Source organism: Halomonas sp. DP3Y7-2, assembly GCF_019800795.1.
GTDB classification, from domain to species: Bacteria; Pseudomonadota; Gammaproteobacteria; order Pseudomonadales; family Halomonadaceae; genus Halomonas; species Halomonas litopenaei_A.
In genome coordinates, this window is the sequence record NZ_JAHVKJ010000010.1 from 564674 (window position 1) to 581304 (window position 16631).

Here is a 16631-nt window from a genome sequence, read left to right on the forward strand (position 1 = left end):
CGCCAGGGGACACCTGCATCAATGGCTGCGCCGCCGATTCGCTGCGTCGCGGGCGCCTAGCGCCTCATACCGCTTGGCTGGTGTATTCAGCGCTGCCCTAAGGGGCGATGGTGTGTGGAGCCGACGCTTAAGCGGATGTGCGTTCAGCCGCGATGCACCGGCGTACTTGCCTCTTGCCGCAGTGAGGGCAGCAGTGAGGCCAGACGCTCGATGCCGGCTTCGATGCGTGACTCGTCGATGGCAGAAAAACCCAGGCGCAGCGTGGGACGTGTCGGCTGGGTAAGGAAATGCACGTCTCCCGCTTCAAACAGCACGCCTTGCTCCTGGGCCAGACGCTTGAGCAGCCCGACGTCGGTGCTCTCGGGCGCTTCCAGCCAGAAACACGAGCCGCCAAAGGTGGAGCGGATCTGGAACTGAGGAAGGTGCGCTTCCAGGGCATCCCGCATCAAGTGCCAGCGACGTTGATAGGTCTGGCGTATCTGGCGCAGCAGAGCGTCGTGATAGCCCCGGTCGAGAAACAGCGCCACACTGCGCTGATTGTTGGTCGCTGGATGGCGAAGCATGAGGCGACGCAGGGCGCGCGCTTCAGCGATGAAGGCAGGGGGCGCCACCATGTAGCCAAGCCTCAAGCCTGGCGCCAGCGTCTTGGACAGACTCCCCACATAGATGACCCGACCGCTGGTATCCAGACTCTTGAGGGCGGGGGTCGGGTTGTCGATGAAATTGGTCTCGCTCTCGTAGTCGTCTTCTATCACCAGGAAATTGTCGCGGTCGGCGCGTTCCAGCAGCTGTCGGCGACGCTCCAGCGGCAGGGTGACGCCGGTAGGGGATTGGTGGCTAGGCGTCACATAGGCCAGATGGCAGCCGGCAAGTCGGTCATCGATCACCAGCCCCTGGTCGTCCACGTCCACCGCCAGAATATCGTCGGTAAAGGTGCGCGCGATGTTGACCATGTCGACGTAACCGGGGTTTTCCATGGCAAAGCGGCGCTGTGGCCCCAGGGTCAGCATCGCGCTGATCCACAGCGCCTGCTGCGCGCCCACCGTCACCAGGATTTCCTCGGGTCGTGCCCAGACGCCGCGGCGTGGCAGCAGGCGTTGGTGAATCTGTTCGACCAGCAAGGGGTCGTCTTCACTCAGGTGGTCGGCAGACCAGCGGCGAATCGCCGGCACGCTCACCGAGTCACGACTGCACTCGCGCCAATGCTGGGTAGGGAAGAGGTTGGGATCGATCTGACCGTAGAGGAATGGGTAGTCGTAGTCGAGCCAGTCGGTCGGCTTGGTGATGCAGGGCTGCTGGGCGAGCCGGCGCGTCAGCAGTGATTCCCAGGGCAGCTCGGGTGCGGCCGCAGTACGTGCGGCAGCGTGATTGTCGGCCCCGGTGGCGGCGACGCGCCCGGCCAGAATGTCAGGATTGACGAAGTAGCCGCTGCGTTCTCGGGCCACCAGATAGCCATCATCCAGCAGCTGGTCATAGGCCAGCATGACGGTATTGCGCGCGACGCCCAGCTCCTTGGCCAGGCGCCGGCTCGAGGGAAGCGCTTCGCCAGTCGGCAGATGGCCTTCGATGATCGCGCGGGCGATCTGCTCGCGCAGCTGGCACTGCAGGCTTTCCTTACGGTCGGCGTTGAGTCGAAACAGGGGGGCGCTCATTCCGCTGGTGCATTCCTGATAGTCATTATTGGCATTGTGGGGCGACGAAGAGATTCGCTACCGCTGCTTACGATCCTACAGACAACGCACGCTGTCGAGAGGAGCCGGGGGGCTGGCCCAAACGATGGCGGCGCGTTGGTCCTATGGGGTGCGCGTTTGTCGATAGAGAGTAAGCATCATGGTGAGGCGGCGAAGCCAACATGCCGCCGACCGCCCCTGAAATGAAACACCCGACACAATATTCCGCTCGATGCGGTACAACAATGATGGGAGTTCCTCATGCACAACCAGGCACCCTATACGCACCCCAAGTCCTCACGCGTTCTGCCGCGCGGGCTGGTTACCGGCTTGTCACTGGCGCTGCTGAGCGCTGGGACCACTGCCCAGGCGGCGACCTGGAAGATGGCGCTGGGTGATGCCGCCGGTGGCACCCAATATGAGCTTGGATCGACCTTTGCCAACCTGATCGAGGAAAAGTCCGGGGGTGAGATCAACGTCGACCTGTTCCCCAACGGTCAGCTTGGCAGCGAGCAAGATACGGTCAACAACGCCAGCATGGGGCTGCTCGACCTGTCGGTGCTGGCGATCAACAATATCACCCCCTTTTCGCCCACGGTGGGGGTGATGACCCTTCCCTATGTCATTCAGAGCCCCGAAGATGCCCGCACCCTGACCCAAGGCGCGATCGGTCAGGAAATGGTGGAGAACACCATTCGCGATGCCGGCGTGCGCATCCTCGGCTGGGCCTATTCGGGATGCCGACGGCTGACCAATTCGTCCCATCCGGTAGCAACCCCGGACGATCTGGATGGGCTGGTCATTCGCGTGCCCAAGAACGAGATCATGATCGCGGCCTATCAGTCCTGGGGCATCAACCCCAATCCTCTGGCCTGGTCGGAGACCTTCACGGCGCTGCAGCAGGGCGTGGTCGACGGTCAGGACAACCCCTACATCACCATTGATGCGATGAAGTTCTACGAGGTCCAGGATCATGTGACCGACAGCTGCTATGTGTTCTCCATGGAGCCGCTGATCATCAGCGAAGGCAAGTTCCAGAGCCTGCCCGAAGAACAGCAGCAGTGGGTGTTGGCAGCGGCTCAGGAGGCCACCGACCACAGCTATGACTATCTGCTTGCCCAGGAAGACGCCATCAAGACGCGCCTGGTAGAAGAGCACGGCATGGAAATCACCGAGCCTGCCGATGGCGAACAGGCTTGGATCGAACAGGCCACTGCCATCTGGCCTGACTTCTACGACAGCATTGGCGGCAAGCAAAAACTGGATGCCGCCCTGGCCGCTCTAGGACGTGAACCCGCTCCCTGAATAGCGTCCCTCGCCTGAATGTCCTTGAACCCTCCTGGTGCCCGGTGTCGGGCACCATGGCCGCCGACTCCACTGGCAGGGTCGGCGGCGACCGCTCGGAGGTCGTCGTGATGAAATGTGTCTGGAAGGTGGTGGACAATCTCGAGAACTGGCTGTGTCAGTTGCTGCTGGTGACCTTTGTTGTTCTCCTTTTCGCGCAGATTCTTCTGCGCAATCTGTTCAGCTACTCGCTGCCCTGGGCCGATGAGCTGGCGACCTACGCCTTTGTCTGGTTTGCCTATCTGGGCGCGGTGTACGCCGCCAAGAAGTCTGCCCATAACCGGGTGACGTTTCAGTTTCGCTTCCTGCCCAGGTGGGTGGGGCTTGCCTGTGGCGTGCTGACCGATCTGATCTGGGTCGGCTTCAATTTGGTGTTCATCTGGCTGAGTTACGACTTCGTGTTCCATCGGATGAACGACTTCTGGAAATCCCAGACCCTTGGGGTGCCGATGAAGGTGTTCTACCTGATCCTGCCGCTGGCATTTGTGCTCATGACGCTACGTATCGTGCAGAACAACTATGTGCGCTTTGTTCAGCATCGGGAGCCGGAAGACCCGGAGGCCGAAGCCATCGAGGAAGCACGGATGGCCGCACTGTCACCCTCGGCCGAGGAGAAGTAGCGATGGAAACCAGCCTGATCTACGTGCTGTTTGGCGTGTTCTTTCTGCTGCTTCTGCTGGGGGCTCCGATTACGGTGTCGCTGGGTGTCGCCGCCCTGGCGACGTACCTGTGGCTGGGGGAAAACCCCATGGCCTTCGTCCAGATCGCCTTTACCTCGGTAGGCTCATTTCCGTTGATGGCATTGCCAGCCTTCATACTGGCGGGGGCATTGATGGAGGCTGCAGGCATATCCCGACGCCTGGTCGATATCGCGGAAGCCTTCGCGGGTCCGGTGACGGGGGGGCTTGCCGCCGCCACGGTATTTGCCTGCATGTTTTTCGGTGCCATCTCTGGATCGGGGCCTGCCACCACCGCTGCGGTGGGCATGCTGATGATCCCTGCCATGGCCAATCGTGGTTATGACCGCGGCTATGGTTCCGCCATCACCGCCTCGTCCGGTGGCTTGGGGGTTGTCATTCCGCCGTCGATTCCGATGGTGATCTTCGGGATTTCGGGGATGGGTCTGCAGCCCCCGGCAGAGGCCGTGGCGCAGCATGGCGCCTTCCAGAGTCTGTCGATTCCGAAGCTGTTCATCGCCGGTATCGTACCCGGCATGGTCATTGCCGGTTGCCTGTTGACCATCAACTATGTGATCTCCAGACGCCGTGGCTATTCGGGGCTCAGTGATACCTGGTCCTGGGAGACCATTGGCCGCAGTCTGAAGCGCGGTGTGTGGTCGATTCTGGCACCGCTGATCATTCTGGGAGGTATCTACAGTGGACTCTTTACCCCCACGGAATCCGCCGTGGTGGCCATTGCCTACACCCTGATCGTCGGCATCTTCCTGCACCGCGAGCTGAAATGGAAACCCACGCTGAAGACCCTGGAGACGACTACCTGGATCACTGGTCGGGTGCTGCTGATCCTGTTCACCGCGACCGTCTTTGGACGACTGCTGGTCGAGCAGCGGGTTCCTGCCGTCATTGCCGAGGGCATGCTGGGATTGACCGACAATCTGTATCTCATCTGGGCCATGGTGATCGCCTTCCTGCTGTTTGTCGGCATGTTCATGGAAACCCTGGCGGCCATCATGATCCTGACGCCCGTTCTGCTGCCCATCATGTACATGCTGGGGATGGATCCGGTGCATGTGGGCATTGTAGTGGTGTGCGCGCTGGCCATCGGCTTCCAGACGCCGCCTCTGGGGGAGAACCTGTTCGTGGCGTCAGGTATCGGAGGATCGTCGATCGAGGAAATTTCGCTGAAGGCGCTGCCATTTGCTGCCGCATCGGTATTCGCGTTGTTCCTGATTGCCTACTTCCCGGCGCTGTCGCTGTGGCTACCCGGGCTTCTTGGCTATTGACGTCGTGCAGGTGCCGCCGGGTCATGGCGGCGTCGCGGGCGCCAGTGTGAGTGTCGCCCTCTGAACTAGCCCTCTGAACTAGCCCTCTGAACCTCGCCGGGAACCGCCACGCCAGCGTCCCGGCCTGACACCCCATAGAGAGGTTGCCATGCCTACCACCATCTCACGTGTGCTGTGTTGCCTTGGGCTCAAGGATGACTGCCGTCAGGTCCTGGCCCATAGCCTCAGCCTCGCCAGCGCCTGCCAGGCAGAGGTTCACGTGTTGCACGCCGTCAAGTCACTCTCTGACGATGTGATGCAGACCCTCAAGGCCAACATTCGCGAGCGACGCACTCTGGATGCGTTGATGGAACAGCGACGCGCACAGGCGGCACAGCGACTCGATGAGTTTATCGAGGCGCTTCAGCAGGATTGGCTGGGGAGTCACCCAGCAGACAGCGAACAAAGCGGCCGACAGCGCGGTGACAAGGTATCCGCCGACGCGCCGAGCCACATGAGCCTGATCACCGCTCGTGCCGTGGTGGAGGGATATCCGGCGTCGGAAATCATCCGTTATGCCACCCGACATGATTGCGACATGATCGTCATGGCCACCAATAAACGGGGGTTCAGCGCGTCCTACGCCGGCAAGGTCACCAAGGGCGTGATCAAGCGTGCCAGCGTTCCCGTGGTGGTGGTGCCACCGGTGTGAGCCTGTGGAAACAACCTGTTGAAAGAGCTCGTTAAAAAAGCCCTTTAAAAGAGCCCGGTGCAGCGTCACGTCTCGTCACGTCGCGCAGCGTCGGGCTCTTCATGTCGTCGAGCCCAGGGCCTCTCAAGATGAGACGCTGCTAGACCGCTTCTCAGCGCTGAAACGTTTCTTGCAGCTGGCCGGCGATACGGCGCATCAGCGGGGCCCACTCCATCAGCGAATCAATGGTGTGGCGTAGTCGCGGGGCGTGAATGGCGAGCGTCGCCTGGATACGGCCCGCTGTGTCGTAGATGGGCACCGCGATAGCCACCATGCCCTGAATAAATTCTTCGTTGTCGGTGCTCAGCTCGTTGGCGGCGATGTTCTCAAGGCGGCGTTCGAGTTCGTCGGCGTCGGTGGCGGTGTAGGGCGTGTAGGCCTCCAGCGGCAAGTGCTTGAGCAGCTGGCGGCGTTGGTTAGCGCCCATCAGGGCAAGAAACAGCTTGCCGCTGGCGGTGCAATGCAGCGGGATGCGAGAGCCCGGGGGCAGCTGGATGCGTACCGGCCAGTTGGTTTCCACCCGCTCGTAGTAGAGCACCTCGTGACCCTCCAGCAGGGTCAGGTTGCAGGTCTCGTTGACGTCTTCGGCGAGACGCTTGAGCAGCATCCGGCGCGGAGCCTTCAGGCTCTCGTTGGCGAGGACCCCCATGGCCATCTGATGCAGGCGATCTCCCGGCAGCAAGTGACGGCCCTCTGGGTCCCGCACGATCAGATCCTGTTCCTCGAGCTGCTTGAGCAGTCGGTGGAGCGTCGGCTTGGGGATGTCCAGCTGGCGTTCCAGGTCGGCGGCACTGACGCCATGCACGGCGGTGGCGATGCTCTCGAGCAGCATCAGACCGCGTTGCAGCGTGGAATTGGTCGTGTTGCGGGAGCTGTCGTTGGTCGGCATAGGCGATCCTTGGCGACGTCGAAATGAAAAACCTGACGTTCATGATAACGCGGCAAGCCCGGAGAGGCTTGCCGCGTCAGCGTGCACCGGTTCAAGCGATGTCATCCCACCAGCATCAGCGACAGGGCAGGCCATAGCGAGATAGCAATCCAGCAGCTGATCAACGCGATAAAGTAGGGAATAACGAACTTCACCAGTCTGAGGTAGGGAATGCCGGTGATACTGCTGGCGACGTACAGGTTGAGACCGAAGGGCGGCGTGACGAAACCGATGGCGGCACCGACCAGGAAGATCACCGCGAAGTGTATCGGATCGACCCCCGCATTCTGGGCGATTGGCGCAAGAATCGGGGCCAGGATGATGGTCACCGGCAGACTCTCGAGAATCATGCCCGCCAACAGGATCATCAGCATGCATGCGCCGAGGATGACGTAGTAGTTGCCCAGCCCGCTGAGCAGGGTCTCCAGCGCCTGCCCCGCACCCAACACCGACAGAAGCTGCTGCATGACCACCGAAATAGCGATCAGCGGTGCCAGCATGCCGGCGATCTGGCCGGAGCGCAGCATGATCGACGGCAGTGCCGTAAAGCGGATCTCGCGGGTGATCAGCAGCCCGGCAATCAAGGTGAAACCGACCGTGATCGCTGCCGCCTCGGTGGGCGAGAACTTGCCCGAATAGATGCCGTACAGCACCACCCCGATAGTCGCGAAGCCCAGGTAGGCGCGGCGTGCGAAGCGAGCGCTTTCTCCGCCCTTGAAGGGAATCAGCGTGCCCCAGCCGTGGCGCCGTGCGACCAGGTGGCAGGCCACCATCATGCCCAGCACCATCATCGCTCCGGGAATCATCCCGGCGATGAACAGATCGCTGATCGACAGGTTCATCATGAAGCCGTAGACGATAAAGATGATCGAGGGGGGGATGATGATACCTACGGTGCCGCCGGAGGCTGCGGTGGCCGCCGAAAAGCGCTCGTCATAGCCGTTCTTGACCATCTCAGGCTGCATGATGGAGCCAATCGTGGCCGTTGTGCCGGCGTTGGATCCCGAGATCGCCGCAAACAGGCCGCAGGCGCCCAGGGTCGCCATGCCCATGCCGCCGCGCAGCCAACCCAGTACCGAGTAGGCAAAGTCGGACAGCCGCTTGGCAATGCCCGCGGCATTGATCAGGTCGCCGGTAAGGATAAACAAGGGAAGCGCCAACAGCCCGAAGAAGCTGAGCCCCTGAAACAGGGTGACGCCGACGTTGGCGAGGGTGAAGTCGATGATCAGGCTGGTGCCGACCACCCACAGTCCGATCACCAGAAAGATCGGGACCCCCAGCAGAAAGATCGTGGTACAGCCCGCCGTGACCAGGCCAATAAGCATGCCGTCAGTCATCACGCTTCTCCTAGTCCATGATGGACGGTTGCAGGTTGAAAGGTTCGCCTCGGCGGAAACGTGCGACGTCGGTCGCCAGATTCTGGAGGACGCGGTAGATGATCAGCACCCAGGCCAGCGGCGTGGCCAGGTAGAACCACCACTGCATGACATTGTCGGTGCCGGGCACGATGGCGAAGTTCATGTGCGCCAATTGCACCTGGATGAGGGTGAAATGGATGACCAGGGCGCCGAAGGCGATCCACAGCACCGCATCGAGGACCTGACAGGCGAACTGGCCTGAGTAGGGCAGGCGCATGCGAATCTCGTTGAGCGAGAGGTGGGTACGCTGCTTGACGTTGAGCGACGCGCCGAACCAGGTCAGCCACAGGAACAGCAGCACCGGAATACTGGTACTCCAGGGGGCTTGCAGGCTGAAGAAGAAGCGGCGGATGACCTCGACGAAGATGATGCCTGCCATTCCGCTGTAGGACACCAGAATGATGACCTTCTCCAGGTTGGCATCGATCCACTTCAGAGGCAGCAGCCAGGCGGGAGTCGAGCGGTTGGCGACGTCAGACGACGTCGCCTCAGCCGCGGTGGCCTTGTGATCGCTCATTACGCCCTCCACCAGCGCTTCGGCGCTACATTGACAGCCGCCATATCGCGGGGGATTTCGCGAGCAATGGTGTGAATCTCCTGGTAGATATCGATGTCGCCCGCCCAGCCATTCAAGCGCTCACGCCATTGCTCCCAGGGGCCCGGGTTGAACTCGGGCGCACATAGCTGCTCGGCCTGGGCGCGAATCTCATCGGATAGCGGCGCGACTCTCACATTGTTTTCTGCAAAGACGGTGCCCGCGGCAGGGTGTTCACTGGCGCCGACAATCTGGTAGCGACCGGCCTCGTTCATGCCCTGGGTAAAGATCTGCGCGGTATAGGCAGATTCCATCACTTGCTGCTGAAGTTCTGCGCCGAGGCTTTCGAACTTGGACAGATTCATGGCGGTATGCTCGGTGCCCGCAAAGAAGCGCAGGTCGACCGCTTGGGAGACCACCGGCGCCATGCCCGCGTAGGCCACCGCACTCATCCAGGTTTCCGCGCCATCCAGCAGTCCCTGCCGCAGTCCGTCCAGGGTCTCTTCCCAGGCCACCGGAACCGGATTGAGACCAAGCTGTTCCATGGCGATACGACCGAGCTGAGTGCCTGTTACCCGGTTCTTGGTGCCTTGCAGCACTTCCAGGCTGTCGACCAGCGGACGGTCCGCCCAGCTCTGGCCCATCATCAGTCCGCGCAGGTCGCAGTGGGTGAACAGGAACTGCAGGTTGTGGCGCTGGCGCATCGGTTCGCGCAGTAAGGCCTCGCTGCGGTGGTCGTAGAAGAAATGGAACATCGAGGCGACGCTCGGGAACATGTAGGCGAAGTCCAGCACGTTCAGGTAGGGCGCGCCGCCGGCGGAATTCTGGGTCGATGCCGAGAAGATGTCGACGATGCCCTGTTGTGCCTTGCTGACACAGTCGAGCTGGTTGCAGACCTCGTTGGACCCCATGAATTCGACGCGAATAGCGCCGTCGGTGCGCTCCTCGAGGTCCCGGGCAAAGAACAGCTGACCGGATTTCTGAATATCCAGGTTGCGCTCATTGAAGCCGGAGGCGCCGAAGCGTAGCTGGAACTTTGGCTCGCTGGCGTAGCGGCGCTGCTGCTCGGACTCCGCGGCGCGGGCAAGACTCGATGCGGTCAGGCCCGCGCCGAGGCCGCTGGCGGCCAATAGGGTAGACGTCATGCCGAAGCGACCGGAGATGTTGAGGAAGTCACGGCGAGACAGACGTGAGGGGAGAAGGCGTGAACTCATGTGTTGCTCCCAATGTTGTGGTTGGTGTCGGGATGCAGAAGGAGGCAGGCCATGGCGGGGCAATGCCTCCGGGCCGTTTTTCGGCCTTGACCACACCATAGATCGCCTTTTGGGTGTTGGCAATAAAATTGATTCTATTTGTCTCGATGTTGATATTTTTGGAAATGGGTCTACGATGTTTTGAGACAAAACGTCTCGTTTGAGTGAGAGCCATGACAACGACAACACCATCGTCAGACGTCTTCGACTACATCGTCGTGGGAGCCGGTTCCGCCGGCTGCGTACTGGCGAACCGTCTCAGCGAAGACCCGGAGGTTTCCGTACTGCTGCTGGAGGCAGGGGGATCGGACTGGAACCCTTGGATTCACGTGCCGGTAGGCTACTTCAAGACCATGCACAACCCGGCGACCGACTGGTGCTACCTGACGGACCCGGATGACGGCATCGATGGTCGGCGGCTGCAGTGGCCCAGGGGCAAGGTCCTGGGGGGATCGAGCTCGTTGAACGGTCTTCTCTATATAAGAGGGCAGCGTCAGGACTATGACGACTGGGCGGCCATGGGCAACCAGGGGTGGGATTACGCCTCGGTGCTGCCCTATTTCAAGAAGTCCGAGTGCCAGGAGCGCGGGGCCAATGCCTTTCATGGCACCGATGGGCCGCTCAAGGTGTCAGACCTGCGACTGCGTCGCGAGATCGCCGAGCGCTTTATCGAGGCCGCCAAGGCGGCGGGTATCCCCGAGAATCAAGACGTCAATGGCGAGACCCAGGAAGGAGTCGGCTACTTCCAGCAGACATCGTACAAGGGCTTTCGCTGCTCCACGGCCAAGGCATTCCTGCGCCCCGCGTTGAAGCGCCCCAACCTGACCCTGGTCAAACGGGCCCATTGCCAGCGCCTGCTGCTGGAAGGAAAGCGGGTGGTCGGCGTCGAGTACCGCCAGGGCAATGTGCTTCGTCAGGCCAGCGCTACTCTTGAGGTGCTGCTGTCGTCGGGTGCCATAGGCTCGCCGCAGATCCTGCAGTGCTCGGGTATCGGTGACCCACAGCACTTGGCCGATGTCGGCGTCGACTGCCGTCACGAGTTGCCTGGTGTGGGGGAGAACCTGCAGGACCATCTGCAGATTCGCCTGGTGTTCAAGACGCGTTGCCGAACGCTCAATGATGAGGTGCGCCATCCACTCAAGAAGCTGGCGGTGGGCACCCAGTATGCACTGACCCGCACCGGGCCGCTGACCCTGGCCGCCAGTCAGGTGTGCATTTTCACCCAGTCGCGGGAAGGGCTGGACCGCCCTGACATCCAGTTTCATATGCAGCCGCTGTCCGCCGACAAGCCGGCGGAAGGAGTGCATCCGTTCTCGGCCTTTACCTCATCGGTGTGCCAGCTCAGACCGACCAGCCGCGGACGCATTCGTATCACCAGCCCGGACCCGGCGGTCTATCCTTCCATCCAGCCCAACTACCTCAGCACCGATGAAGACTGCCGAGTGGCGGTGGACGCCATCAAGGTTGCGCGGCGTATCGCCGAGCAGGCCCCCCTCGCCGATGTGATTACTGACGAGTACGTGCCTGGACGGGCGTATCAAAGCGATGAGCAGTTGCTGGACGCCGCTCGTCGCTACAGCCAGACCATCTACCACCCCGCGGGCACCTGCAAGATGGGCAAAGATCCACTGGCGGTGGTGGATGATCGCTTGAAGGTACATGGGCTCCAGGGGATCAGGGTCGTCGACGCTTCGATCATGCCCATCATCGTGTCGGGGAATACCAATGCACCGACCATCATGATCGCCGAACGCGCGGCGGACATGATCAAGGCCGACCGCCAGACAAGGACGCAGGTCGCCTGAGTACGGCGCGCCGCCAGGACGTCTAGCTGGACTCATGCAAGGCCCGGCGCTGGTCCTAACTCCACCGCAGCGCCTGGGACAGCATGTGCTGCATGCAGTGCCGGCCGCAGCGGTCCCCGTATTGCTCACACCATGAAGACGCTGCCACGACGTGGCGATATCAACGACAACAGAGGACACGTCATGTCCCAGCCAACGACCCACGCCCCGAGCGACGCCCCAGACAGTGGGTGGAGGCGGCATCTGGAGCCCGCCAGGGCGCGTATGCCCGGCGTACTGATCTGTATCACCATCGCCCTCGCGACGACCTTCATCGCTGATCACTATGGTGGTCCAACCCTGCTGTACGCGCTGCTGTTCGGCATGACGCTGCACTTTCTCAGCGAGCAGGGCCCCTGTCTGCTGGGCGTCGAGTTCGCGGCTCGCACCATCCTGCGCCTGGGCGTGGCCTTGCTGGGCGTGCGGATCACGCTGGAACAGGTGGCCGAGCTTGGCATCGGTCCGGTGGTAACGGTAGTGGCCGGGGTCATCCTGACCATCGTCGCGGGTGGGGTGCTGGCGCGGCTGCTTGGCCTGCGCAATGAACTGGGCCTGCTGACCGGGGGATCGGTCGCCATCTGCGGTGCATCGGCAGCGCTGGCGCTGTCGGCGGCGATGCCTCGTAACGAGGTGGCCGAGCGCAATACCATCCTAACGGTGGTGGGCGTGACCACGCTATCCACGGCGGCCATGGTGCTGTATCCGCTGCTGGTGGGAGCGCTGGAGCTGAGCGACACCCAGGCGGGTATTTTTCTGGGCGGCACGATACATGATGTGGCCCAGGTCGTCGGTGCTGGCTATATGATCTCGGACGAAACGGGCGATATCTCGACCTTCGTCAAGCTGCTGCGGGTCGCCATGCTGGTGCCGGCGGTGATGGTCTTCATGCTGCTGTTTCGGCGTGCCCGGATGGCCGAAGGCGGTGCGGATGGCGCCAAGGTCCCCATGTTCCCGAGCTTTCTGATTGCGTTTGTGGTGCTGGTACTGATCAATAGTCTCGGCGTGATACCCCCGGTGATGGTGGAGGGTATGACGGACCTGTCGCGCTGGTGCCTGGTGACGGCGATCGCCGCGCTGGGGATCAAGACGTCGTTCCAGAAGCTCGCCGTGGTGGGGTGGAAACCGGTCATTCTGATGATTGCCGAGACGCTGTTCCTGCTTGGCCTGGTGCTGGTGTGCCTGTACACCGGTATCGCCGAGTGGTGACCGTGGAGGCAGGCGTGGCAGACAACCTAGCCCCGGCAACGCCGGGGCTAGGTTGTATCAGCGCCGAAATGCGGCGATCAGGACGCCAGTGGCGGCATTGGCGTGACGGGAAACGTCGGCGGGCCGCTATTGCCCAGCCTGAATCGCCGTCAGCGCAATGGTGTAGACGATGTCTTCGACCAGGGCGCCCCGTGACAGATCGTTTACCGGCTTGTTGAGGCCCTGCAGCATGGGGCCGATGCTGACCACCCGGGCACTGCGCTGGACCGCCTTGTAGGTGGTGTTGCCGGTATTGAGGTCAGGGAAGACAAACACCGTAGCGCGCCCTGCCACCGGCGAATCCGGTGCCTTTTGCCGGGCCACGCTGGCGATCGCCGCAGCGTCATATTGCAGAGGACCATCGATGGGCAGGTGCGGGGCTTTCTGGCGGGCGATGCGGGTGGCTTCTCGGACCTTGTCAACGTCGGCACCGGTGCCTGACTCGCCGGTGGAATAGCTGATCATGGCGACCCTGGGCTCGATGCCGAAGGCCTCGGCGCTGGCCGCACTCTGCAAGGCAATCTCGGCCAGCGCGTCGGCGTCCGGGTCAGGATTGACCGCGCAGTCGCCGTAGACCACCACCTGATCGGGCAGCAGCATAAAGAAAACCGACGACACTTGAGCATATCCGGGGGCGGTCTTGATCAGCTGAAAGGCCGGTCGAACGGTGTTGGCGGTGGTGTGTATCGCCCCTGATACCAGGCCGTCGACCTCGCCTTCCGCCAACATCATGGTGCCCAGAACCACGCTGTCGTGAAGCTGGGCCTCGGCGGTCAAGGGGGTCAGCTTGCCCTTGCGCCGTTCCACCATGGGGGCGATGAAGCGGCAACGTTCGCTGTCGGGGTCGAGAATCTGCAGATCATCGGGCAATTCAAGGCCGCGGGCCTTGGCCACTTCCACAATGGCCTGGCGCTTACCCAGCAAGACGCAGTTGGCGATGCCGCGGCGTTGGCACAGGATGGCTGCTTCCAGAGTGCGTGGCTCCTCCCCCTCGGGCAACACGATGCGCTGGCGCTTTTGCTGGGCCATGCTGACCAATTGATGGCGAAAGGCCGCGGGAGACAGTCGGCGCTGGGTCTCGTCGTCCATCAATGCCAGCAGCCATTCTCGATCGAGGTGATCCGCCACAAAGGCGCTGATGGCCTCCGCCCGCTCCTGGTCATCCACCGGAATCCCACCAGGGATGTCGGTCAGTTTGGCCACCGTGGTGAAGCTGTCGGTATCGACGGACAGGACAGGCAGGCCGGAGGATAGCGCTGGCTGGCAGACGTCGATCAGCTGCTTGCTGGGGGTTTCGCCGTGGGTGAGCAGGAGGCCCGCCAGGGGCACCCCGTTCATGGTGGCGAGGGCAGCAGCCAGCAGGGTGTCGTCGCGATCACCAGGCGACACGATGAGCTCGCCCGGGCGCAATGCATACAGCAAATGCTCGGCGCTGCGGGCACCCAGGGTGGTATGGGCGACGCGACGTCTATCGGCATCACCGTGATGCAGGATCCTGGCGCCGAGGGCGCGGGCCACATCCAGGGTCCGCGGCGCGGTCAGCGCGGCGCGATAGGGTACCGCGGCCACTACCGGCAGGCTCTGCTCGGATGCCGTGGCCAGTTGGTCCTGCCAGTACTGGCGGTGGACGCTGGCTTCACGATCACTGACGGAGGCCAGGGTCTGATCGCTTGCCGAGTCATCGCCGTCACTGGGCAGGCGCATCAGAATGGTGCCGAGGGTGCGCCTGGAACCCACCGCGTCGATGCTCTGGCGATGGAAGGCCAAGCTCTTGGCCAGCTCCTTAAGGTCGCTCGTCTGGCCATCGGCGACCAGAATCACCTGGGCGTCCAGGGCGCTGGCAAGCCGTACATTGAGATCCAGGGCGTAGGCGTTCTTGCGCAGGGGGCGAATGCCTTCCACGACGATGAAGGCTGGCCGCTTGCCGGTCGCCGGTTTGGCGACCCGTGAGTGGCGTTCGACGGCAAGCTCAAGCAGACCGTCGCTGTCATTTCTGCCCAGGTAGTGCTCCACGTCTTCCCGAGGCACTGGACGAGGCGAGCCGATGCCCAGGGTGCTGGCGACCAGCGAGCGAGCCCTTTCGGCGCTGTTGCTATCGTCATCGATGCCCTCTGCCTGGCTGAATGGCTGCAGGAAGCCTGCCTCCAGGCCCAGGGTATCCAGTGCGCGCAGCATTCCCAGCGCCGCAGAGGTCAGGGCGACCCCCTCATCCACCGGGATCAACAGCAGGGTACGGGGTTGCAGGCTCATACGGCTTCCTCGGACCTGTCGGCCAGTGCCAGACGGGTGATCAGTACTCGGGTCTGGCTGGCGATATAGCCTTCTTCATCGGTGGGAATGACGCGGATTTCCGGCGAACCGGACTCGCTGGCGTCATGGATGGCACCTTCGCTGCCGCGCGCAAGAGCGCTGTTGGCTGCGCTATCAAGATGCACGCCCAGCGCCTTTAGGTGGCCCAGCGTGCGGGCCCGAATCAGCGACGAGTTTTCTCCGATGCCGCCAGTGAAGGCGATGCCATCGACCCGAGGAAGCGCGCAGGCGAGACCGGCCAGGGTCTTGGCCAGGCGATAGCAGAACACTTCGATGGCCAGGGTCGCGCCGGGGTGTCCTGCGCCTGCGGCCTGCTCCAGCTCGCGCATGTCATTGGTCAGCCCAGATACGCCGAGAAGGCCGCTCTTCTGGTTGAGCAGCAGGTCAATCGATTCCAGCGACATCCCCAGCTGGCGGGCCAGATGGAGGTGCAGGCCCGGGTCGACGTCGCCACTGCGTGTGCCCATCACCAGCCCCTCCAGGGGCGTCATGCCCATGCTGGTATCCTGGCTTTCGCCTTCCCAGACTGCGGTTGCGGAGCAGCCATTGCCGAGATGGGCGATCAGCCAACCTCCGTGTCCCCGCTCGCTGACCTCGGCCAGGCGCTCGCTGACGTAGGCGTGACTGGAGCCGTGGAAGCCGTAGCGCCGGATGCCATGGCGCTGATACAGGTCTTCGGGAATCGCATAGCGGTAGGCGTGGGCCGGCAGGGTCTGGTGGAAGGCGGTATCGAATATCGCCACCTGGGGCAGGTGCTCGAACAGTCGTCGGGTGGCGGTGATGCCATCCAGGTTGGCCGGGTTATGCAAGGGTGCCAGGCTGACGGTCTGGCGAATGGTGCGGACTACCGTGTCGTCCAGCAGCGTGGCGCAGGTGAAGCGCTCGCCGCCGTGGACCACCCGGTGCCCGATGCCGACGGGACGTTGATCACCCAGGTGGTCGAGAATGGTCTTGAGCGCCAGGGCGTGGGTGGCTCGAGGTAGCGAAATGTCACGCCGGTTGCCGTGCTCTTCTTCCAGCTTCAGGCAGGCGTCGTGGCTGCCCAGGCGCTCGGCAATGCCTGATATCCGAGGTGCGCCAGGGGTCTGATCGACCAGCGCAAACTTGATCGAGGAGGAGCCGCAGTTGATCACCAGTATCGGGGCTTTCATGCCATCTCCAGAGAAAGACGCCTTGTTAAGGCGTGTAAACGGGGGGATGGCGGCGAATCTAGCACCGCGGCCGGTGCCTCATAATTGTCCTGGGGAGGTAGGGAGGGCCAGTCGCTAGTGGAACAGCACTGCTTGTGACGACCATCAAGTGACAGGGCAAAGGAGTTAGACTTTGGTATTAATTTGTGCGGTGCAGCGTGAAGGCTGCCCGCGGCCCTGAATCTCCGCCGCAGCATTCGC

The 16631-nt window shown here is 62.5% G+C and carries 13 protein-coding genes; 6 read left to right on the plus strand and 7 right to left on the minus strand.

From position 1 onward, the window contains the following. Positions 1-143: 143 nt before the first annotated feature. A complete protein-coding gene (locus KUV45_RS14885; protein WP_222161994.1) occupies positions 144-1652 on the minus strand; it encodes a PLP-dependent aminotransferase family protein in 1509 nt (502 codons plus the stop codon). 279 nt (positions 1653-1931) lie between these two features. Between KUV45_RS14885 and KUV45_RS14890 the strand changes: the two genes are divergently transcribed. The 4 genes from KUV45_RS14890 (at position 1932) to KUV45_RS14905 (ending at position 5668) form a co-directional block, all read left to right on the plus strand. Continuing rightward, positions 1932-2975, plus strand: coding sequence for a TRAP transporter substrate-binding protein (locus KUV45_RS14890; RefSeq protein WP_222161995.1), 1044 nt, complete (start codon positions 1932-1934; stop codon positions 2973-2975). 56 nt (positions 2976-3031) lie between these two features. Continuing rightward, positions 3032-3634 (plus strand): TRAP transporter small permease, encoded by a 603-nt coding sequence (locus KUV45_RS14895; protein WP_224851798.1) that lies wholly within the window; start codon positions 3032-3034, stop codon positions 3632-3634. Positions 3635-3636: 2 nt separating this feature from the next. Continuing rightward, positions 3637-4977: a TRAP transporter large permease gene (locus KUV45_RS14900; protein WP_206942786.1), complete on the plus strand. Its 1341-nt coding sequence runs from the start codon at positions 3637-3639 to the stop codon at positions 4975-4977. 148 nt (positions 4978-5125) lie between these two features. Beyond that, positions 5126-5668, plus strand: coding sequence for a universal stress protein (locus KUV45_RS14905; protein WP_222161996.1), 543 nt, complete (start codon positions 5126-5128; stop codon positions 5666-5668). Positions 5669-5819: 151 nt separating this feature from the next. On the opposite strand, the gene KUV45_RS14910 is transcribed toward KUV45_RS14905, so the two are convergent. The 4 genes from KUV45_RS14910 to KUV45_RS14925 form a co-directional block, all read right to left on the minus strand. Then, positions 5820-6596, minus strand: coding sequence for an IclR family transcriptional regulator (locus KUV45_RS14910; RefSeq protein ID WP_206942781.1), 777 nt, complete (start codon positions 6594-6596; stop codon positions 5820-5822). A 101-nt stretch (positions 6597-6697) separates the two neighbouring features. Beyond that, positions 6698-7972, minus strand: coding sequence for a TRAP transporter large permease (locus KUV45_RS14915; RefSeq protein ID WP_222161997.1), 1275 nt, complete (start codon positions 7970-7972; stop codon positions 6698-6700). 10 nt (positions 7973-7982) lie between these two features. Beyond that, positions 7983-8570 carry a TRAP transporter small permease gene (locus KUV45_RS14920; protein ID WP_222161998.1) on the minus strand — a complete coding sequence of 196 codons (588 nt, stop codon included), beginning with the start codon at positions 8568-8570 and terminating at the stop codon, positions 7983-7985. Next, positions 8570-9802, minus strand: coding sequence for a TRAP transporter substrate-binding protein (locus KUV45_RS14925; RefSeq protein WP_206942775.1), 1233 nt, complete (start codon positions 9800-9802; stop codon positions 8570-8572). The genes KUV45_RS14920 and KUV45_RS14925 overlap by 1 nt, the downstream gene beginning before the upstream one ends. Before the next feature lie 212 nt (positions 9803-10014). On the opposite strand from KUV45_RS14925, the gene KUV45_RS14930 reads away from it, so the two are divergent. Together KUV45_RS14930 and KUV45_RS14935 are read left to right on the plus strand one after the other, a co-directional pair. Continuing rightward, positions 10015-11646, plus strand: a complete 1632-nt coding sequence (locus tag KUV45_RS14930) for a GMC family oxidoreductase (RefSeq protein ID WP_222161999.1) — start codon at positions 10015-10017, stop codon at positions 11644-11646. A 183-nt stretch (positions 11647-11829) separates the two neighbouring features. Next, positions 11830-12891, plus strand: coding sequence for a YeiH family protein (locus KUV45_RS14935; protein WP_224851795.1), 1062 nt, complete (start codon positions 11830-11832; stop codon positions 12889-12891). A gap of 126 nt (positions 12892-13017) precedes the next feature. Here KUV45_RS14935 and pta read toward each other — a convergent pair whose 3' ends face one another. Continuing rightward, entirely contained in the window at positions 13018-15180 is a 2163-nt protein-coding gene (pta, locus tag KUV45_RS14940) for a phosphate acetyltransferase (protein WP_222162000.1), read from the minus strand. Then, positions 15177-16391: an acetate/propionate family kinase gene (locus KUV45_RS14945; protein WP_222162001.1), complete on the minus strand. Its 1215-nt coding sequence runs from the start codon at positions 16389-16391 to the stop codon at positions 15177-15179. Before KUV45_RS14945 ends, pta begins: the two co-directional genes overlap by 4 nt. Positions 16392-16631: the final 240 nt, after the last annotated feature.